We start from the raw sequence: 20,694 nt of genomic DNA, 5'->3' as shown, positions 1-20,694 counted from the left end.
TTACTGCGGTAAAACCCTAAACTGGATCATAAACAATTGCTCAAGACCGGGATAAATTTCTGCAATCACATCACGTAGCTGCGGCAACGTCATATTCTCTTGCTTAGCATGAATGTCTGAGAGCTCAGTTAAGGTCACTGGCACGACATCAATAATATAGATATCACAAAACCAGCGGTCGGTTTCGAAGGTTGAAACGGGAAGTGTTTGACCTGCAATCACATGGGATTCCGTTTCATCACGCAATGTAATGGTTTTAGTGCCACTTAATATATCGTGCTCAAAGCGCTCAAAAAAAGTGATTTTAGTTAATAACACACATCTTCCTCAACTCAGGATATGAGCAATAAAATAACAGTAGAGTCAATTATTCAAACTCATAATGCTAGGCAATATAATGGCTTTTGATCCACACTGACAGTCTACACCGCAGAATTTGCAGCATTTGTCGTGTGAAATACTAACAGCGCCGTTTAAGTCAAATTGTTATGCTAACGCCATTTAGCAAAACTAGTTCTCAAAGAGTAGCCGTTGTTTTCGACAAAATTCAGCAAAACATGGTCAGTTCGCTCAGATTGAGTTAGAATCCCGCCTCAATTGAGCCCTTGGCCTCATATTCCTGCGCGTAGCGGGTGCGAAACGAAATTAGAGACGTCATGAACAAGAAACAAAAGATCATCAAGAAAATAGCTAAACGCGCTAAGGCCAGACTGAATAAAGTCGACCCAGTGACTATCGGCTCACCTGCAAAATCAGGTTACATCTCTAAGGCTGATCGCGCAAAAATGGCGGCATCAGAAGCTGCGACTGAACAAGTCGAAGGCCAACAAGACACGCCAAGTATTGAAGAATAAGAAGCTCAGCAGAATAGTCTTTTAGCGGCGTATTTTGGCATTGTTAACTTAACTAAATGAAGTGCAAACGCCGTTTCAAACAAAATGCCACAAGCAATCTTGTGGCATTTTGTTTTTCAGCATTCCTATCATTAGCAGCTTTCTGACTGCTCCTCATTATTAAGAGCTCATTTTTATCTGCGTTCTTGCCCACTGCTTCTACACGGCACAGCTAAGCCACATAACGTCAATTAGGCTTTTTCCCCTCGTCTAAATAGGGTAATACGGGCTCATTCTCTTGCTCCTCCGTTAATTGCGCCATCTGCACGCAAGAGGATGAAAGCGGATTGGTCGCACTAGGTAAGTTCTGTGCAACACAATTAGCGATTTCCTCTTCCTCACTCAGTACGACATTGCGGGGGATAGCATTCGCAGCATCAAGATTAGGCGCAGCTGAAAACTGTGCCTGCGCCGCCACTTTATCCACTAAACGATAGGCAACCCATACACCTAATGTGCCAAACAAAATAGACCCTAAAATTTGCCCAATCAATACACCGTAAACCCCGCCCCAAAGTGCACCAAAATACACAAAGGGCACTGTGCCTAAAGTGGCTTTACCTACGTTAAATAGCGTGGAATATTTGGCCTTGCCAAGGTTATTAAAGGACGCATTCGCCACGAATAAAATCCCCGAAAAGATAAAGAATACCGCGATATAACTGCAGAAAAAGTGAATAAGATCAGCACTATCGCCCTTCATATCAAACACACTGACCAAATGTGACTTAAGCATAAACAGCAGCAAAGACATTACCAGCACATACACAGTACAAAACTGAATCGCTCGCGTTAAACTCTCACGTACTCGGTCAAACTGACCTGCGCCAAAGTTTTGCCCAACAATAGGTCCAATCGCGCCAGAGAGTGCAAAGATCATCCCAAAAGCCACAGGGATTAAACGCCCCAATACTGCCCAGCCTGCCACATAAGCATCACCGAAATCGGCGATCGCTCGGGTCACAAAGGCATTTCCGATGGGAGTTGCCACATTGGTTAACATCGCAGGGCCTGCAATGGCAAAGATGGGCTTAAGATCGGCGATAAAATGTGCCTTATCGAAATGGCCTAACAATTTATGCTTAACCACCACACCGCGAGCTGCAATCACAAATACCGCCACCCGCGCTAAAACGGATGCCAATGCAGCGCCTTCAATCCCCATGGCGAACATGAAGATAAAAATCGGATCGAGTACCGCATTAACGCCGCCCCCCGCTAAGGTCGACATCATAGATAACTTTGCATCACCCACAGCGCGCAAAGCTCCGCCGAGCGCCATTGCAAGACAGATAAAAGGCAAGGAAGGCACGAGAATATACAAATAGCTCGCAGCAAGTTCTGCCGTATGACCACTCGCGCCTACTAAGGCAACTAGCTCAGGAATGAAGGTGGTGACCACTGCCGCCACCAGCACACTGATCAGTGTCGTCACAACCGCGCTATTGAGTAATAAGCGCTTTGCCAACACCACCTCTTTTGCGCCAATCGAGCGAGACACTAAAGCCCCTAATGCAATCGATAAACCAATTCCAATCGATGTGGTAAAAAACGAAATACTCCCCGCATAGCCCACAGCCGCCGCGAGTTCATGCTCTCCCAATAGGCTCAGGAAAAAGATATCCAGTAAATCCACGACAAATAAGGCAGAAATCCCTACCGCGGCGGTCGAACTCATCACTAAGATATGGCGTAATATGGGGCCTTCAACAAACTTGGCTTGCGTCATACGTGTCTTTTACCTACAAAAAATAAAAAGTGTTCGCCGAAATCATCATGAAACGCCTTTATCAACGGGCACATCTAGGCTATCTAACTCACATCCACAACGACTACAATACATGGCATCAATATCATGACCTGTCTTATGGCATTGATTACACGAGCGTAAATCTCGATGACGCCCTACTTCTTGGGATATCTCGGCGGTTAAAATCCCCGTTGGGATTGCGATAATCGAGTAACCAATTAGCATAGTAAAAGCCGCAATCGCCTGACCTAATCCGGTTTTCGGGGTAATGTCGCCGTAACCGACTGTAGTAATAGTCACAATTGTCCAGTACACAGATTTAGGGATTGAACTAAAACCATTATCAGGCCCTTCAACCACATACATTACTGAACTCAGTACCATAACGATCAAACTAACCGAGAAGAAAAACAAAAAAACCTTACGACTCGACTGCATCATCGCCCTAAGCAGCACATTTCCTTCACTCAAATAACGCAGTAATTTGAGTACGCGGAAAATCCTAAACAGCCTAAGTATCCGGATGACTAAGGTAAAGTTAGCACCAGGGATCAGCAACGCCAGATAACTTGGCAATACCGATAACAAATCCACTAAACCATAAAAGCTGCGAGCATATAACACAGGATGAGTCGCGCAGTACAAACGTAGGCCATATTCAATCGTAAAAATAATGGTGAATACCCATTCCAACACAGAAATAAGCTGGCCGTATTCACGATGGAATATCTCTACTGTGTCGAGGAACACTAAGCCGACACTCAACACAATACACACCATGAGGGCGATATCAAAATAGCGGCCAGCGGGAGTATCAGTGCCAAAAATAATGGTACGTAATTGACGTTTTAACGGACTTTCGGATTCGATATTCTCAGACATACAAACTTTTACTTCCTTGCAACAAACTGACTAACACAGGGATTACAGCATAAATATGCCACGAGTCTGCCATGCAATTGCACCTAGCTCAAAATTATCTACTCACAGTAGGATAAAATTGCGGTATGATGCCGAAAAAAGCCAACAACCTGTGTTTATTTTCGAGGACTTCATGCGCGCCACCCTACTTTCCACATTGACATCTCTCACTGTGACTATCGCGGCTCTCGTTTCACCCGAATTACATGCCTCTGGCATGGGTAAAGTGGATCTGGTGGTGATCACTAAATCCGAATCCAGTATGGCTTTATTGCGCGATGGCAAAGTGCTCAAACAATATCGTATCGCCATGGGTGACCTACCCGCTGGACACAAATTAAAGGAAGGCGATCAACGCACACCACAGGGGCGTTATACCCTAGATTATAAAAAGCCAGATAGTGCTTATTATAAATCGATCCATATTTCCTATCCTAATGAAGAGGATAAACTCAGAGCCAAAGCCTTAGGCATTAGACCCGGTGGCATGATCATGATCCACGGCCAAAACCCTAAGTCTTCACTGCCGCCAGAACAAGCTCAGCAATACAACTGGACTGACGGCTGTATCGCGATTACCAACGCCGAAATGGATGAAGTGTGGAAAGTGGTCGATGAAGGAACACCAATTGAGATTTGGCCGTAACCTTAGCCAATATCCAGATGGCAAAATGCCAAATAGATCATTGAACGATATCAAACACGCCCAGCTTAATGGGCGTTTTTATTTAACCTTTTAAAGCATGATGTTAGTTGTAATAGTCTCGATCATTTACTTAAGGGATAAAACTAACGCCGATAGAAATGCCTTGGAGTATTTATGCCTAAATTCAACGAGCCTGTTGCGCCGCACAGTGCAAACCTCAGCTATGAGCAATTAATCCAAGGCTGGCCCGCCTTCGAAGCACAGATTTTAGCCTTGCTTGAAACCTTAGACTTAGCAGATAAAGCACTGGTTTGCGACCATGTCGCGCTGCGCGTCAATTCCATCGCCAGTGCCGATGCCCTGCGCGACGCCTTTAGCGGCATAGGAAAAATCATTTCAGACAACATCATCAATGGCCGTACGATTCTGATCATCGAGCTAGACACGCCACTCACACTCGGTCAATTTAGCATTGCCTGCGTCGAGCTTCCCTATCCTAGTGATAAAGTTTATCCACAGGAAGGCTGGGAGCACATAGAATTAGTTATTGATTCTAAAGCCAAAGATTGCGATACCTTGAGCCAAGATTTACTGGTCTTATGTCCAACACTCCGCCCTTTACTCAACCAAGGACTGAGTCCATTGCCGCAATCTGAGCAGACAGCTGAATCAGAGCAGTCAAGATTACCAGACTTGCCATCCCTTGCTGAGATTAAGGTCAAGATGAGCTCGCCCAAAGGCGATAAAGAACGTTTAGCCAATCCAACTATCGCCTTTAAACGCGGCAATGTGTGCATTAAAGTGCATCCCCATGGCATAAAAGCGGTCATCGCGAGCGAACAAGTATCTGAATGTTAAGTCAGGCTTAAACTCAGGCAGATAAAACTGAGCTTAGATTTTCATCGGCACTTACCTTAGCTAAAACCTACGACAGTAACTGAGTTAACATCTGAGTTGATGACAATTTAATCAGATTCAATATTCTCGTTATTTTTAGGTCATTTTTTGGTGGTTTTATCAAAAATCGCCAAAATTAAATCTAAAAAACAGCATATTTAGCGTAACTTAGGACGTATAACTCGCAGATGCCATCAGGCACAAATTATCGTGTCCAGTAGATGGATGCTATGTGCAAACAGAGGATCGCCAATGAAGCCACACAAGAACGAAGCACAAATATTGAAGTTCGCCATGGAAATCGGCGTGGGCTATGCCAAAAAACGCGGATATGCAGACTTCGACAAAGGCATCTCACCCAAAGACAAAGTGGAATGCATTTATCGTTTATTGGTCACCGACAACTTAATCCAGCCACTGGCCAAAGATAAAGAAGATGGGCCAAACATGAAACATAAACTGATTTTATGGATCACCCGCCAACTGCCTGCTGATCATCCACTGTTAAAGTAATCTTTTTAGACGACTCGGTTAAAAATGATTATTGGCAAGCAGACATTTGAAGCTAGCCTAGAAAGAAGCCAACTCGCTAAGTGTTCCCGATATAGATCACCATTAAATGGCGCATCATTGCGCCATTTAAGTGAGCCTAAACTGGATATCGAACCTAGCCCTTTTTGGCCGCTTTATTGGCCTTCTCATTCGCCAGCACTGTTGCCATTGGCGGCACTATGGTCGTAGGGTCGAGGCGCATTTGATACCAGTTCACTCGCCAATCTAAGTGTGGACCATTTGCACGGCCTGTTGCGCCCACCTCTGCAACAGCTTGGCCTTGCTTAACCGCTTCACCCGCGTTGACGTACAGCTTACTCAAGTGCAAAAAACTCGAACTCACGCCATAACCATGGTCGATCACCATAGTCCCGCCCGAATAAAACATGTCAGGCACAGAAAGACTAATAACACCATCGGCGGGGGCGACCACTATAGTGCCGGTTTTCGCCGCCACATCCACCCCAAAGTGTGGATTACCGGGTACATCGTTATAGATACGCTGGCTACCGTAAACACCTGAAATACGCCCCGTCAAAGGCCAAATAAACGCCTGTAAAAATGCAGTTTGCTCACTAAATGTTGCCCGTGCCGCTTTGACCTGCGCCGTGTCTTTCGCCGCTCTTTCCTGCGCGACAGGATCGGGCTTCATAATCTTCGAGCTAATGCCCTTTACACTTTGAATATCGTACTCTCGCTTGGTTAAGGTTAAAGGCTTAACCTCAGTCAAACCATCGGGATAAACCAAGGTTAGCTGCTGGCTCAATTCACCGTCGCGATCAAAACCAAAGGCAAAATGACCGTCAGGCGTGACCTTGATGGCTTCACCATTTAAGCTAATCTGAGTGCCCGCTGGCGCTTGACCCCGCATTAATGCGCCTTGCTCTAACTTACCCTGTAAACTCACCTCAGCTTGTACCTGAGGCGCAATGAGCACTAGGCCCAAAGTGAATAATGCCGATAAGCAGCGCATTGGATTTGAACTTAGGGGGGCTCCACCGTGAGATAAAAATTGCGATACTTTATTTCTCAACATCTTATTATTTTCCAGCATCTTAGTTTCCAATATCCTAGTTTCCAACATCTTCAAAAAATCCTTATCGAGGGGCAATAGGGATCAAGACCCACTAAATACATTCATCGCGACACAAAACGCAGCCGAATTCAATCAATGCCACGTTAACCTAACGCACCATAAAAATCGATTCTGCAAACCCACATCCCTGTCGTAATCTCAGTTCAGCCTATCCTCAAAACAAACAAAAAAGCCCCGATAATCTACCGAGGCCTATTAAATCCGTGATTAAAAGGTGAATAGTTTAAGTCCATTCACTTATATCAGCTCGTAGTGCCTATCCCTTAACGACGATCGCGCCCTTGCCAACACCTTCAAACGCCACCACTTTAAACTGACTTCCTGGCACTTTAGCGACCAATGTCGTGGCAATATAATCGGCTAACAACTCAACCGTCGTGTCGTGGGGAATTAAATCACAGCATTCCTTTGGCATTGCCAATTGGAAATCCCCTTGGGGGGCTTGGTAATGAAAGCCATAGTGGCTGTCATCGGTTATCCGCGTTTGCGGCGAAAGATTAAGGGTCTTAACTGAAACCAAGTCCTCTTCACTGCCTAAATAAATATCGTGCCAACGTTTGGCCCAATACTCATCCCACTTAGCTGCTGGACTGCCATTTTCATAAACGTGAATAGGGCTACGATGTCCATGGGCGATACGCTGACAATTACCATCGTGTTTACGTAAACCATGGCTGTAATGGTAATAAGGCGTATCGAGGATTTCGTGTCTCAAGGTGAGCGTGATCCCTTCGACATTCTTAGGTAAAGCTTCGCGCAATGCTTTCTGTAAAAAGACATTCACGCTGGGAATATCAATCTCTTCGGTCGGCACTAAGGCAAAGGCTTGTGAAGGACAGGCCAAATGAATTTCACCTAACTGACTATCAAAATCCATCCATACTCTATCGCCCTGCTGTTGCCATCGCACACTACTGCAGGCCGTAGGCACTAATAAACGATGATCGGCCACCGCATCTATGGTTTGCTTGATCGTGCGTTTGACTTTAGCAAAATCGAGTACCATGTTTTGCTCGTCTAATCCGCCCTCTAGCAGAACATCAACAATCCAACTCTCCCCCACCATGCCGCGCTTTGGGCACAAATAGGAAAAATCGATCACAGTTAAATCTTTGACAAACAATTGCATTAACGCTCCTCGGCAGAAAAACAGTCCACCTATATAATTTTATAGCACCGCTTGGCGATGGCCGAGCATGCTAACTTGAGGCACTCAACACGAGTTAACTCAACATGAATGGAGATTCTAATCAATTCCGTCTGTTGTCGCGACAAATGAATCCACTCGGCCCAATATTTTGTATCACATGTTTGTATCAGGTTTTCTAAAATCCAGCAATGCAACTCATTGCAACCATCAGGTACCGATAGGCAGAAAGCAACAATGCATCGACCTTGTCGATTAACAGATAAAGCCTTAACAGAAATACCACTCAACCTAGCAAAATAACAACGTAAAAACAGCGAATTAGATCGCAAAAGCTTAATCCGCAACAGCGATAGACCCAATCGAAACAAAGCATTATCACTCAGCATCATTAACCGCTAGCATCCCTGTTAAACCATACAAAAACCAAGGTTATACAGGGAGAAATAAGATGACCAAACTTACATCTATCGCCATTTTCATCGCAGGTATATTAGCCAGTACCCATGCTATCAGTGCAGAACCCATCGAAGTCATTACAGCAGCCAAGATCACTGAGCCTGAAAAAGTTGAATTAGGTAAAATGCTGTTCTTCGAACCCAGACTGTCTAAATCTGGCTTTATCTCTTGTAACTCTTGCCATAATTTATCCACTGGTGGTGTCGATGCTCTGCCAACGTCCATTGGTCATCATTGGCAGGAAGGCCCAATTAACTCACCCACAGTGCTTAATGCCGACTTTATGCTGGCTCAATTTTGGGATGGTCGCGCCAGTGATTTGAAAGAACAAGCCGCGGGCCCTATCGCCAACCCGAAAGAGATGGGCTTTACCCATGAACTCGCAACTGAAACTATCGCCTCTATGCCTGCCTACCGAGCGCACTTCGCCAAGGTCTATGGCGATGAAAAAGTCACAATTGACCGTTTAACCGATGCGATTGCCACCTTTGAAAAAACCTTAGTTACCCCTAATAGCCCCTTCGATCAATTTCTTCTGGGCAAGCAAGAGGCCATAAGCGCGAATGCCAAAGCGGGTTACCAACTCTTCAAGGATAAAGGTTGCGTGAGTTGCCATAACGGCCCCGCTGTCGGTGGAACTATGTATATGAAAATGGGACTCATCAAACCGTTCCACACCAATAACCCAGCAGAAGGTCGTAAGGGCGTCACTGGTAAAGAAGCTGATAAATATGTGTTTAAAGTGCCGACACTACGCAATATTGAACTCACCTATCCCTACTTCCATGATGGCAGCGTCTGGACCTTGGAAGAAGCGGTGAATACCATGGCAGACATTCAATTAGGGCAAAAACTCTCTGACCAAGAAGTGAAAGAAATGGTCGCCTTCCTTGAGTCCTTAACGGGCGATCAGCCGCAAATCACGCTACCTATTTTGCCACCATCGAATAAAGATACGCCACGTCCAGTGCCATTTAGCTCCAATAATTAACATAGGCGACGAGTCACTGACTAAGAAGTACTCACTTAGAAGCTGAGTCAGCGCGACTTAGTTAGCAAAAAGGCCGAGAGTAAAAACTTTCGGCCTTTAGTTATTCGTTCGCTTAAAAAACGATGGATGAATTAAGTACTATTCGCCTTTAAGGCGACGATCAAGCTGATCTTTTAAGTTTGCTGGCACACCTTTGATTAAAATCGTGTCCGAGATGGGATCGTAAATCACCCGTTGACCTAAGTGGCCGCCATCAAAACTTAACGTTACGCCGCCACCCGTACCAGAAAACTTCTTCAATTGGCGCAGGGTTGATTTGTCGGCCGGAAACTCTTCATCAAGATCATAACTGCCGCCACGGGCAAAATCATAGAAGGAGTCCATACCTTGATCGGCTAACTCATCGGCCAAGTCTTTGATCTCAATGTCAGCGCCTTCATCGAAACGCTCACTACAGTATTCAAACACTTTATTGCGGCACTGCTGACGCTCGTCTTTCGTCAACTCACTGCTGGCAACAAAATCTTCAACCGCATTCATTAAGGTTTTGTTTTGCGCCTTAGTGTTGACGCCTTCTACGCAGCCCATAAAGTCGAGGAAAAAGTCGGCGACTTTACGTCCCGCACGGCCACGGATAAAGGAGATATACTTGCGAGAATCCTTATCGGCTTGCCACTCAGTTAAATCGATACGCGCCGCGAGTTGGATGTTATTTAAATCCAAATGGTTATTTTGCGACAGTTCCATATCGTCTAATACTGTCATTGACGACTTAGCACTTAATAAAGCCACAAACAAATAATCGCTGGTGATGCTGGTATAGCAAGACATCAACAGGAAACCGCCTTGACTGAAGTCGTACTTTGACAATTCTTCTTGCAGTAATTTACTGGCTTGACCGGAAAACTCCACAAACCCTAAATCGCCGCCACGGTATTGAGTTAGCGCATTGGCAAAGGCGGGATTGGCCTCACCGTCGTCACCATGGATACCAAAATAGCCAAAACCTTTACCGGCCTTTCCCGTATATGTCTGATGCAACTCGTCGAGCATCACCTCGACCGCCTGACCGTTCAGCAGAGGTTGAGGACGTAAACGGCAGCGTAATTGCCCCTGACTGTCCTGAGAAATCTCGTGAATAATTGCGTGTTCGATGTTAATACTCATAAGCCCTGATAGTGATACTGGGATAAATCCGCTATTATATGCCGCTAATCCATTCCAAAGTGAAACATTTTTTGATTATGGCAATCCAATCGAAATACTCAAACACCCAAGTTGAATCATTAATCGCCGAAATATTGGCTGTGTTAGAAAAGCATAAAGCACCGACTGACCTGAGCCTGATGGCATTGGGTAACTGTGTGACTAACCTGCTAGAACGTAAAGTGCCCAGCGAATCGCGCCAAGCCGTGGCCGAACAATTTGCAAAAGCACTCGCACAATCGGTTAAATCCCAGTAAGTTAACTGGGTAATAATCATCAAAAGAATATAAGATACAAGGCCTTTTAGGAATAAGCGGATCACTATGGTCGAGCGAAAAAAGCAAATGAGCCGCGATCGGGTTTCCCGGCTCATCAACTGGGGGCATTGGTTCGCCTTCTTCAATGGCTTATTAGCCATGATAGTCGGAAGCCGATACCTTGGCAGCGTGGGTTATCCAGAAACTTGGTATGGCTGGTTTTATCTGAGCGTCAGCACTATTGGTCAGTTTAGCTTTCTCGCCTTTATCGCCTATTTGATCTGCCTATTTCCACTAACCTTGATATTGCCCTATTCAAAGATATTAAGAGGTGTCGCGGCGGTGATCGCGACCTTAAGTCTTTGTATCTTATTGTACGATACCATTGTTTACGCCGATTACGGCATGCACTTGAGCCCCTTCGCCTTCGATTTAGCTTGGGCGGATCTCAATGCCCTGCTCCGTGGTACTTCTTATATCGTCACCCCGTTGGCCATCATCGCCATTGAACTGACCATGGCGAACTTTTTGTGGAAACGCATAGAGAAAATCCAAAAACTCAATTTAGGCAATAAAGTTATCACCTTAGTGTGTATCTGTTTTATCAGCAGCCACTTGATCCACATTTGGGCCGATGCCGCAGATATCACCGAAATTACCCGTTTCGACGATACTTATCCTTTATCTTATCCCGCGACTGCTCGCTCCTTTATGGAAAGTCACGGTATCGATGGTTCATACCAAGGCGATGACGTCAATCACAACACCAGTGTACTCAGTTATCCAGAGCAGCCACTCACCTGCCAAGCCGACACGAACATCAACGTGTTGATGATTACCATCGACAGTTTGCGGGCGGATATGGTCGATGGTAAAAGCATGCCGTTCCTACACCAATACACTGAAAATAATCAATCTTTTACCCAGCATTTCAGCGGCGGCAACCAATTTAGAACGGGCATGTTTTCGCTACTCTATGGCCTGCAAGGCAGTTATGGCGATGCGCGAATTTTTAATAGCACCAGTCCTTTACTGACCAGAAGTTTTCAACAAGCAGGCTATGAATTGGGGCTTTTCCTCCCTGAAACCAATCTCAATTTGCGTTCATCACAAGCGATGTTTAATGACTTTAATCCTGTCATAGCCAAAGAAACCAATGGCAGCGCCGATGCCGATTTGCACACAGTGGCCAGTTTTAACGAGTGGCACAGCATCCAAAATAAACCTTGGTTTGCGCTCGTTAACTTAAAAGCGCCAGAAAATTTTGATACTCCCGTGGGTTTTCTGGGTATCGAAACAGTGAAAGCCAATACCGACCTGATGCCAGCGCAAAAAGTACTGTTTAATCAATATCGCCAATCTCTGTATTTTGTCGATCAACAACTCAAGGCAATGCTGGCCAATGTGTCCAACGACACCTTAGTGATTATCACTGGGGTCAATGGCAAAATGTTCACCAGCAATAGTGATGAAGCTAATCGAAACCTGTCACCACAGAGTGTCAAAGTGCCATTAGTGATCCACTGGCCGAATACGGGTGCTTCTAAGGTCAAATACCGCACCAGCCATTACGGCATTGCGCCGACTTTAATGACCCACGTGCTAGGTTGCACCAATAACACGACAGATTACAGCGCTGGCCGCAGCCTATTACAACCTGACAAAGAAACGTGGATCTATATAGGTGATAGCCGTATTTTTGCTATCTATCAAGAAGCAGAAGTGACAGTGATTGACCGCCACGGTAAATATCGTATTTACGATGAAAACTATGAGCATAGACTCAATAAAAAAATGAGCGCGCCTGAATTGATTGAAGTGATGCGTGAAGGTCGACGTTTCTATAACCACTGAGCTTCATCATCTTAGTTAAAGCAGCCCTATTCCTAAAGGATTGGGGCTTTTTTTATTCCCTAGTGACTGGATGAATACGAAATGCACGAAGCTTCGATTTAACTGCGTGGGTTGAAGGCTGCGTGGCCAGTATCTTGAATCTAGTCTCTTGTAGCTAGTCTCTTATGATGGACCTTACCTGCCACTAAAGCCAAAAGCCGCTATCTTTAGATAACGGCTTTTTAAGGCTTAGGCTTAAATCAAATCACTCTACAATCAATCGGCTTTAACCGTAGAGTAGCGTGCTAACCAATGGGCGTAGGAAGCGGGTAATACCCAAGATGGGCGCGCAATTTTCAAGGTTTGCGCCGCTTGATATGGCCAATGTGGATTCGCTAAAAACGCTTTACCTATCATCACTAAATCCATTTGCTCATCTTCAATGGCCGCATTGGCATGATGTGGATCATCCATACCCCAAGAAGTCGCAACGGGGAACCCCACTTCTTGACGAACCCGCTCGGCAATAGGCGCCAAAAATGCAGGACTCCATGGAATATTTGCCGTTGGGGTCGAGAAGCAAATGCTGACGTTTAACATATCGAGCCCCGCTTGCTTAAATTGCTTCACCAAGGTTATCGATTCCGTCAGTGTTTCTTCATCTTTATGGTCGAATTCAATCACGCCAAATCGCGCCGTTAAGGGTAAATGCGATGGCCAAACGTCTCTTACCGCGGCAATGGTTTCTAACAAAAAGCGCCCCCGCCCTTCGGCACTGCCACCATATTGGTCGGTGCGTTGATTGGCATAGGTTGAAAAGAAGCTTTGGGCTAAATAACCGTGGGCGAAATGCAGTTCTAACCATTCAAATCCTGCCGCTAAAGCACGCTTTGCCGCCGCCACAAAGTCGGCTTTAACCCGCTCAATGTCCTCAATCGTCATAGCGGTAGGCACTTTAGGTAAGTTTGCGCCAAATGCGACGGCTGATGGTGCAATCGGTTGCCAACCTCGCGCGTCATCATCGGCAATATGGTCATCCCCTTCCCACGGGATATTGGCACTCGCTTTACGGCCTGCATGACCAATCTGAATGCCTGCAACAGCACCCGCATTTTTAATCGCACTAGCCACTTTTGCTAAACCTTGTGCTTGTTCGTCATTCCATAACCCAAGGCATTTGGGGGTAATACGTCCTTCAGGAGAAACCGCTGTGGCTTCAATCACAACAAGACCGGCTCCGCCACGGGCAAGGCTAGTATAATGCACCTGATGCCAGTCGTTGATCAGTCCATCTGTGGCTTGGTATTGGCACATGGGTGCAACGGCAATACGGTTTTTGAGGGTGATGTCTTTAAGTTTGAAGGATGAAAATAGATCGGCCATGGTGTTTCCTGTGTCTATTAAGATCAAAAGGTATTTGAATACTGAATGACGACAGACTAGCCTTATCGTGCCATAATTAAAAGCACATACAGATTATATATTTGATAAATTTTACTTATGATAAATCCACAGTGGTTACACACCTTTAGCGTTCTAGTCGAGAAAGGCAATTTCACCCGCACCGCCGAAGCTATAGGTATCACCCAAGCGGCTGTGAGCCAGCATATCAGTCGCTTAGAAGAAACCTACGGCACACTGTTTTTACGCCGCACCCGCCAGCTTGAAATCACTCCCATAGGGGAAAACCTGCTGACCTACGTTAAAGAAGTTGAATGCGCGCAGAAACGCCTACAACAGAAACTTATCCATGATGACGCCAATGCCGGTGATATTAGCCTTATCACTCCAGGTAGCATTGGTTTAACGCTTTTTCCATTATTAATCGAATTACAACAAGCCTTTCCGGCGTTAAGCATTCGCCACCGTTTTGCACCTGACAGTGAGATAGTGGCCTCAGTGTTGGCCAATGAACATGAAATCGGCATGGTCACCTTAAAACCTTCCGATCCTCGTATTCACAGCACACATTTTACCGAAGAGCCGCTTGAACTTGTGGTACCTGCAAGCCATAAACAACATGAATGGGCTGATTTACAACGGCTAGGGTTTATCTCCCATCCCGATGGTGAGGCTATGGCAACTCGGCTGCTTAGCCGTAAATATCCAACTCACCCCGGCATTCAAGAGATCCCCTGCAAAGGATTTACCAACCAAATCAGCCTCATTCTCGAGCCCGTCGCAAAAGGGCTAGGATTTACGGTTATACCGCAATACGCCCGCAAAGCCTTTGAACGACAAGAAGATATCTATGTTGTGGAATGTGGCAGCCAAGTTGTAGACACCATTTGGCTTATCCACCGCGCGGAATGGCCCTTGTCACGCAGAGCCCAAAAAGCGATCACATTTTTAAAGGGGAAAATATAAAACCCCATTAAAAAATGGGGTTCGACACACAAGTTGCGACACAAGGATAGTCAGCGTTAGCAACGGATACATAAGACTCAGAGGCTATTGATTAATATCCAATTCATTATGGATCAATACCACGCACTGAGAAGCAAACAACATCTTAGGCCCTAGGCTAATCTTTTGCGCGCCGAGTCGTTTCAAGGTATTAAAACTTTTCTTCGGCATAGGAATATGATCGGTCAGCAAAAAGCACGGATTCCCCACAAATTCTTGCTCACGGATTGAAGTGCCCTTCTTATCCATCATAAACAATTGATAATCCACCGCGAGGTCCTGTACCAGCTTTTCAAAACTGATAGTGCTAACACTGATGCCCTCGTCAACAACACGGGTTTGCTCCTTGGTCATGCCCCGAGAAATATCTAAGGCTTTGGCAATTTTAGTGAGCAAAGCTTGCTCGTGAAAACCACCAATATGGCAAATATTTCGAGTATCGAAGCAAATAGTGCGGGAAAAATCATGGGTACTTTCTAGCACCAAATAAACGACAACATCGTTTCGATGGGACTGAGCCACAAAGATAGTGTTCATCAGGGTATGAGCTAAAATCTCGGTATGCGCCTCTTGGCCGACAGAAGCCAAAAACAACTGACTGTCAGTAGGTGCTGATCTTGCTCGTAAAACAAACGCGCGCATAGGTAAATGTCCTACTCAATAATGTCTTAAATGCTAAATGGCGGATGCATATAATTTGTGAAATTGACGATTTCGCCTTGAAAATTTTTGCCTTTTGCCTTTTGCCTTTTGCTGTGCCAAAGCCAGCCTAATCACTCGAACTTGAACCTTAGTCGCAAGCAGCGTTAGTCATATCGGCAGCGAAAAGGTATAAAAAACAAAACCCGTATAGCAATGCTAACACTGGGTTTTGTTTTACTTAACTGCTGGTTATTTTAATGATTAAAACAAACTAACAAAAAGCATCTAATTTGATCGGTCTGAGAGGATTCGAACCTCAGACCCCTGACACTCTATAACAGTGAACCGCTTAATCATAACCTGCTAAATTTAAACATAAATTATGTGATTTTGCACGTTTTAATTACCTCGAAAATTTATGTACAGTTACACGCAAATGCGATATCAAGGCTACAAGTACAACAAATTGAGCGTATTCAAACAAAATAACATCCCATTAGTTGTAATCAATATCGAATAACAACCAATGGGATCTAGAGAATATCTACAATCCCTGCATTTTCCCGATTCAGCAATGTGCTCTGGCGTGGTGACCATACGTGCAGGAATCACTAAGCACATCACCGTTCATATAGATAATTCCAGTATCAGGATGTAGTTAAGGGGAGCCTTAACAGGCCAAGAAAGAACGAATATTGTTCCTCCACGACCCGATGGCTGGCAAACCACGTGGCCGCCGTGAGCTTCAGCAATTGTCTTAACCACTGCGAGACCGAGTCCACTGCCACCACTTTTTCGAGAGCGAGACGGATCAACTCGGCGAAATGCTTCGAATACGTAGCTTGCTGCCTCATCAGGGATACCAGGGCCTTCATCTTCGACGCAAAGATAATAGCTTGCCCCCGAGCGGTAAAATCGTACAGTCAAAGTGCCAGGTTCTGCATGCTGGCGCGCATTTTGAACTCGGTCAAAGTCAGATCCAGTGCCTGCTGCTGACCGTTACAGATTACGCTAGCCTCGTGACTGTCTAAGTCGATTTGGAACGGGCCGACGCGCAACATTTGGGTATTTATAGGCGTGTTAGTGCGATCGCGTCGCAATACCGCCTGCACCCTAGCCACCACCTCGGCCTATCGGCAAAAACGCTATCCTCATCGTCGAGTTCGCCCGCCAACTGCACGCCGAGGGCCATACGCTGATAGATGCTGCAGTGACCGCAGCACGCCTGCGTCTACGGCCAATTCTGATGACGTCACTGGCATTTACTCTCGGAGTGGTACCCTTAATGCTTGCGAGCGGCGCCAGCGCCGAAACTCAGCATGCAATCGGTACTGGCGTATTCGGTGGCATGCTCAGTGGTACCTTGCTGGCAATATTCTTCGTACCGGCGTTTTTTGTCTTTGTCATCGGCACACAAGAGCGCTTGAGTGCCTGGCTTGCGCGGCATAATACAGCCAAACAGCCTCAGGAAATGAGCTGACGCCTCGCTAATGCTCTGTAGGAGTTTCGTGACACGAGCCAACAGAGCACTAGCGCTAGCGCTAGTCAATATATCTGTCATCATTTAAAAAGCTGGAAATATAGGTTCAGTAATCACAATAGTTTCAGCTTATGAGGCACTTAATCAAGTCTGTGAACACTCCAATCAAATAGTAATGTAATGCCGAACTCGCCCACAGGGAACGATTAGCTTTATGGAAAAGTAAGTACATTTCGCCAATATTCCCGCGCTATTTAAAAAGATGAAGCCATCGAAAAGTGAGCAAAATCCCTGATATCTAATGCTGCCGACAAATAAAAAAGAGAGGCTACATTAGCCTCTCAAAAAATAGCAGGGGAGTACTTTAACTCAAGCAATAATTTTATTGCTAATATTTACGATGAATAAAACTTGAGATGTTGTGAGAGACAATAACGAGTCTCTCACTGATTTAGCGTTACTTTGTATTTAGAGCATGTTTGGCAGCATTTGTCCCTGCGATTTTACCGAAAATCACAGTATCAGCGACAGCGTTACCACCCAGTCGATTATACCCATGAACACCACCAGTCACCTCTCCCGCCGCAAATAAACCTTTGAGCGGTTGGCTTTGTATATCGAGTACTTCAGCTTTAGTGTCAATGGCAACTCCCCCCATAGTATGATGGATGCCAGGAGCAACTTTTACGGCATAATAAGGAGATTTTTCTATTGATAGTGGCATCTGCTCACGGTTAAATGCCTCATCTTTACCCTGTTTGAAATAATGGTTGTAGTTTGTGATAGTTTTGTCTAAAACACTTGGAGTCATTCCTGTTATTTTTGCAAGCTCTGCAACAGTATTGGCCTTTTCAAGCATTTCTAAATGGTCATACCCCTGAACCATTTTAGCTTTTTTATATAATTCATTATCAAATACTAGCCAAGCATATTGTTCAGGCTGTTTTAGAATGGCATCGGAGGCTTTATCTCGAGTCGTTAATTCATTGATAAAGCGATTGCCTTCTTTATTAACCATTATGGCCCCGACACCTCGAACCGTTTCTGAAATTAATATACGGCTATCTTTTCCTACTGTTGGATGCGTCTGGATCCAATCAATATCAGTCATACTTGCACCGACTGCTTTAGCAAGTTCAATACCATCCCCAGTTGAAGTGATATTATTTGAACTTGTCATGCCTTTAAATGTAGGGCGATAAAAAGCAATCATTTCTTTGTTAAACCCATAACCACCTGTGGCTAAAACAACCGACTTAGCTGCAACCATATAGTGACCAGAGTGCTTACCGTGGATGACAACACCCACAATTTTTTGTTCATCATCAACAACCAGTTTAACAACTTTGGAGTTGAGTCTTGTATCAACCCCTTCTTTATCCGATGCTTTTCTTAGTACATCAATAATATGTGGACCAACACTTAAACCACCAGATGGACGATGTGTTCTATCGACTCTAGCGCCGCCAGAGCGTTTTAAATCATCCATATTGGCGCCTAAAGATTCTAACCATTTAATGCCATCAGCCGATTGCTCCGCTAATATTTGTACCAATTTAGGGTCGTTAGCATATCGACCGCCTTTCATTGTATCTTCGACATACCATTCGATTTTATCATCGACTTTATGATCTTTTTGCTGAACTGTACCCACAGCATTATACCCGCCTGCGGCGAGCATAGAGTTACCACCACTAAATGGTGCTTTATCAAGCAATATAACGTTAGCCCCCGCCTTTTTAGCTGCAATCGCAGCATTAAACCCAGCACTACCGGCTCCAACAACAATCACATCCGTTGTTTCTTTAGGACCTGCAGCTATCGCTTTATTTATTGCTTCATTATCCCAACCTTTGTCCCACGGTTCTTTAGATTTTGCTTTATTAAAAGGCATGTCAAGCCCTTTAAATGAATGGCATTCATTACAATATAACTTTGGTTGTTCATGTCCTTTATGACAAGACGTACAATTAATATCACCTAAATGTGAAGAATGTGGGTCAATTTCTAGTTTAGGATTTGCTAGTTTCCCATAATCACCATGGCAGGATTTACATTGCTTATTTTCAAATGTCTCGCTATCGCTCACTTTATTAGGTGCTGTATGGCAGGTTTTACAACCATTAACATCTTTATGGAATGATGCTAAATCATTTTTATTATCAGCAGCCCATGATGACGCAGTTAAAATCGAACAGACAATAATACTCAAGTATTTTATCTTCATGCAATTCTCCAGTTTTTATTTTGGTAAGATTTGGCGTGATGATAGTTTCTTAATTTTTTTAAATAGTGACATTGAGCAATAAATTGAAATTGTTAAATATAACTTAACACACTTTAAGTTATGCTTAACTCGATATTTTTGTTGATTAGATGTGATCTAAAGCGGAGATGTGTTTGCTTAAATCTCTAATATGGCATTGCTTTTACATTCTAAAAAGGTGATGTCGATGAAAAACACTAAATATATTGGTTTTAGTTTAATTTTAATTTGTTCAACTCCAGCTTTATCTGAGCCACTAGATTTTTATGGAAGACTGTGGCTTGGTGTGGCCAACTCAAGTAATGGTCTTTCTGGTAACGAAAAAGTTGATGGATTTTCCCTTGAAAATTATGCATCATATTTAGGCGTTAAAGGTGAGTATAGTGTATATGATAATTTTAGCTTGTTATATAAATTTGAAGCAGGGATAGAAAGCTTTGATAACGATGATTCTAATATTTTCAAACCGAGAAACTCATACTTAGGTTTTAAAACTAACTATGGTTCAGCTGTTTTCGGAAGAAATGATACCGTTTTTAAAAGTGCTGAAGGTAAAGTGGATTTATTTAATATTACCTCAAGCGATATGAATATGATCATTGCAGGTAACGATAGATTAGGCGATTCGGTAACATTAAATAGCGCTAAGGTCGCAGGTGTTACTATGGGTATTAGTTATGTTTTTGAAAAGGATTTTAATCAAAAAAATCCAGAACTTTCTGATAAACAAAACAATTATGCAATTAGTTTTTCCCTAGGCGATGCTGCATTTAAAAAGAATAGTCACTATATTTCAATAGCCTATGCTGATGGATTGAACCAGTTAGAGGCAACAAGACTGGTGGGTGGTGTTGCTATTTCATCCGTAAAATTGGGGGCTATGTACCAGCGCTCTGAGTCAAGTATTTATGATAATATTAAAGGTAACTCCTACCTGTTAAGTATGGTTGTTCCTATTAATAAATATGATATAAAATTTCAATATTTAAAAGATGATGCTGGGCTGGGTAAAGTGACAAAAAATGCCGGAGCAGATCTAAAAACACTAAGAGAGAGTGATGCAAGTCAATATTCAGTAGGCGTTGATTTTAAGGCTCAAAAGGATTTGACTTTTGGGGTAGGTATTTCCTATTTTGATGGTGACTATACTGACGTCAAAGGACATACTGAGTTTGATGACACTCTCATTTTTGTATCTACAAGATATCTATTTTAACCTCTATGGATAAAGCGGCTAAATAGCCGCTTTATA

Annotated in this window: 19 protein-coding genes and 1 pseudogene; 10 read left to right on the top strand and 10 right to left on the bottom strand. The window is 44.2% G+C overall.

Translation table 11 applies throughout. From position 1 onward, the window contains the following. Positions 1 to 318 (bottom strand): N(4)-acetylcytidine aminohydrolase, encoded by a 318-nt coding sequence (yqfB, locus tag HUB64_RS08655; RefSeq protein ID WP_173496818.1) that lies wholly within the window; start codon positions 316 to 318, stop codon positions 1 to 3. Between the two features lie 338 nt (positions 319 to 656). Here yqfB and HUB64_RS08650 point away from each other — a divergent pair, with 338 nt between their 5' ends. After that, entirely contained in the window at positions 657 to 854 is a 198-nt protein-coding gene (locus HUB64_RS08650) for a DUF2986 domain-containing protein (protein WP_028759693.1), read from the top strand. 226 nt (positions 855 to 1,080) lie between these two features. On the opposite strand, the gene HUB64_RS08645 is transcribed toward HUB64_RS08650, so the two are convergent. Then, on the bottom strand, positions 1,081 to 2,622 hold the full coding sequence (locus tag HUB64_RS08645; protein WP_173496817.1) for an MATE family efflux transporter: 1,542 nt from the start codon (positions 2,620 to 2,622) through the stop codon (positions 1,081 to 1,083). A gap of 45 nt (positions 2,623 to 2,667) precedes the next feature. Then, positions 2,668 to 3,525 carry an ion transporter gene (locus tag HUB64_RS08640; protein ID WP_028759691.1) on the bottom strand — a complete coding sequence of 286 codons (858 nt, stop codon included), beginning with the start codon at positions 3,523 to 3,525 and terminating at the stop codon, positions 2,668 to 2,670. Positions 3,526 to 3,697: 172 nt separating this feature from the next. Here HUB64_RS08640 and HUB64_RS08635 point away from each other — a divergent pair, with 172 nt between their 5' ends. The 3 genes from HUB64_RS08635 to HUB64_RS08625 all read left to right on the top strand — a co-directional run bounded on the left by HUB64_RS08635 (position 3,698) and on the right by HUB64_RS08625 (position 5,620). Continuing rightward, positions 3,698 to 4,210, top strand: a complete 513-nt coding sequence (locus tag HUB64_RS08635) for a murein L,D-transpeptidase family protein (protein ID WP_028759690.1) — start codon at positions 3,698 to 3,700, stop codon at positions 4,208 to 4,210. A 174-nt stretch (positions 4,211 to 4,384) separates the two neighbouring features. Next, the gene (locus HUB64_RS08630; protein ID WP_173496816.1) at positions 4,385 to 5,068 is read left to right on the top strand and encodes a VOC family protein; all 684 of its coding nucleotides are present in this window, start codon (positions 4,385 to 4,387) and stop codon (positions 5,066 to 5,068) included. Positions 5,069 to 5,359: 291 nt separating this feature from the next. Further along, a complete protein-coding gene (locus HUB64_RS08625) occupies positions 5,360 to 5,620 on the top strand; it encodes a DUF5062 family protein (RefSeq protein ID WP_006081993.1) in 261 nt (86 codons plus the stop codon). Positions 5,621 to 5,774: 154 nt separating this feature from the next. Here HUB64_RS08625 and HUB64_RS08620 read toward each other — a convergent pair whose 3' ends face one another. Further along, on the bottom strand, positions 5,775 to 6,632 hold the full coding sequence (locus HUB64_RS08620) for a M23 family metallopeptidase (RefSeq protein ID WP_173497902.1): 858 nt from the start codon (positions 6,630 to 6,632) through the stop codon (positions 5,775 to 5,777). A 379-nt stretch (positions 6,633 to 7,011) separates the two neighbouring features. Continuing rightward, entirely contained in the window at positions 7,012 to 7,884 is an 873-nt protein-coding gene (locus tag HUB64_RS08615) for a 6-carboxytetrahydropterin synthase (RefSeq protein ID WP_173244448.1), read from the bottom strand. 469 nt (positions 7,885 to 8,353) lie between these two features. Between HUB64_RS08615 and HUB64_RS08610 the strand changes: the two genes are divergently transcribed. After that, positions 8,354 to 9,352 (top strand): cytochrome-c peroxidase, encoded by a 999-nt coding sequence (locus HUB64_RS08610; protein WP_173244445.1) that lies wholly within the window; start codon positions 8,354 to 8,356, stop codon positions 9,350 to 9,352. A 138-nt stretch (positions 9,353 to 9,490) separates the two neighbouring features. Here HUB64_RS08610 and yejK read toward each other — a convergent pair whose 3' ends face one another. Continuing rightward, positions 9,491 to 10,519 (bottom strand): nucleoid-associated protein YejK, encoded by a 1,029-nt coding sequence (gene yejK / locus HUB64_RS08605; RefSeq protein WP_006081997.1) that lies wholly within the window; start codon positions 10,517 to 10,519, stop codon positions 9,491 to 9,493. Between the two features lie 77 nt (positions 10,520 to 10,596). Between yejK and HUB64_RS08600 the strand changes: the two genes are divergently transcribed. Together HUB64_RS08600 and HUB64_RS08595 are read left to right on the top strand one after the other, a co-directional pair. Next, positions 10,597 to 10,815, top strand: a complete 219-nt coding sequence (locus tag HUB64_RS08600; protein WP_011847036.1) for a YejL family protein — start codon at positions 10,597 to 10,599, stop codon at positions 10,813 to 10,815. 66 nt (positions 10,816 to 10,881) lie between these two features. After that, positions 10,882 to 12,669 carry a DUF3413 domain-containing protein gene (locus HUB64_RS08595; protein WP_173244442.1) on the top strand — a complete coding sequence of 596 codons (1,788 nt, stop codon included), beginning with the start codon at positions 10,882 to 10,884 and terminating at the stop codon, positions 12,667 to 12,669. Between the two features lie 255 nt (positions 12,670 to 12,924). Here the strand turns inward: HUB64_RS08595 and HUB64_RS08590 are convergent, their stop codons facing one another. Further along, positions 12,925 to 14,031 (bottom strand): NADH:flavin oxidoreductase/NADH oxidase, encoded by a 1,107-nt coding sequence (locus tag HUB64_RS08590; protein WP_173244439.1) that lies wholly within the window; start codon positions 14,029 to 14,031, stop codon positions 12,925 to 12,927. Between the two features lie 117 nt (positions 14,032 to 14,148). Between HUB64_RS08590 and HUB64_RS08585 the strand changes: the two genes are divergently transcribed. Beyond that, on the top strand, positions 14,149 to 15,015 hold the full coding sequence (locus tag HUB64_RS08585; RefSeq protein ID WP_173496815.1) for a LysR family transcriptional regulator: 867 nt from the start codon (positions 14,149 to 14,151) through the stop codon (positions 15,013 to 15,015). An 84-nt stretch (positions 15,016 to 15,099) separates the two neighbouring features. Here HUB64_RS08585 and trmY read toward each other — a convergent pair whose 3' ends face one another. Continuing rightward, positions 15,100 to 15,696 (bottom strand): tRNA (pseudouridine(54)-N(1))-methyltransferase TrmY, encoded by a 597-nt coding sequence (gene trmY / locus HUB64_RS08580; RefSeq protein WP_028759682.1) that lies wholly within the window; start codon positions 15,694 to 15,696, stop codon positions 15,100 to 15,102. Positions 15,697 to 16,323: 627 nt separating this feature from the next. Then, positions 16,324 to 16,623 carry an ATP-binding protein gene (locus HUB64_RS08575; RefSeq protein WP_249195629.1) on the bottom strand — a complete coding sequence of 100 codons (300 nt, stop codon included), beginning with the start codon at positions 16,621 to 16,623 and terminating at the stop codon, positions 16,324 to 16,326. A gap of 211 nt (positions 16,624 to 16,834) precedes the next feature. Between HUB64_RS08575 and HUB64_RS08570 the strand changes: the two are divergent. Next, positions 16,835 to 17,176, top strand: a pseudogene (locus HUB64_RS08570) (efflux RND transporter permease subunit); the annotation flags it as partial. A 457-nt stretch (positions 17,177 to 17,633) separates the two neighbouring features. On the opposite strand, the gene HUB64_RS08565 reads toward HUB64_RS08570, so the two are convergent. Beyond that, positions 17,634 to 19,403: a flavocytochrome c gene (locus HUB64_RS08565; protein WP_173496814.1), complete on the bottom strand. Its 1,770-nt coding sequence runs from the start codon at positions 19,401 to 19,403 to the stop codon at positions 17,634 to 17,636. A 226-nt stretch (positions 19,404 to 19,629) separates the two neighbouring features. Here HUB64_RS08565 and HUB64_RS08560 point away from each other — a divergent pair, with 226 nt between their 5' ends. Further along, positions 19,630 to 20,658 carry a porin gene (locus HUB64_RS08560; RefSeq protein WP_028759679.1) on the top strand — a complete coding sequence of 343 codons (1,029 nt, stop codon included), beginning with the start codon at positions 19,630 to 19,632 and terminating at the stop codon, positions 20,656 to 20,658. Positions 20,659 to 20,694 lie beyond the last annotated feature (36 nt).

Source organism: Shewanella sp. ISTPL2, assembly GCF_013283205.1.
In the GTDB taxonomy this organism is placed as follows: Bacteria; Pseudomonadota; Gammaproteobacteria; order Enterobacterales; family Shewanellaceae; genus Shewanella; species Shewanella oncorhynchi.
Note: the sequence above shows the minus strand (reverse complement) of the source record. Positions and strands in the feature narration are given on the sequence as shown.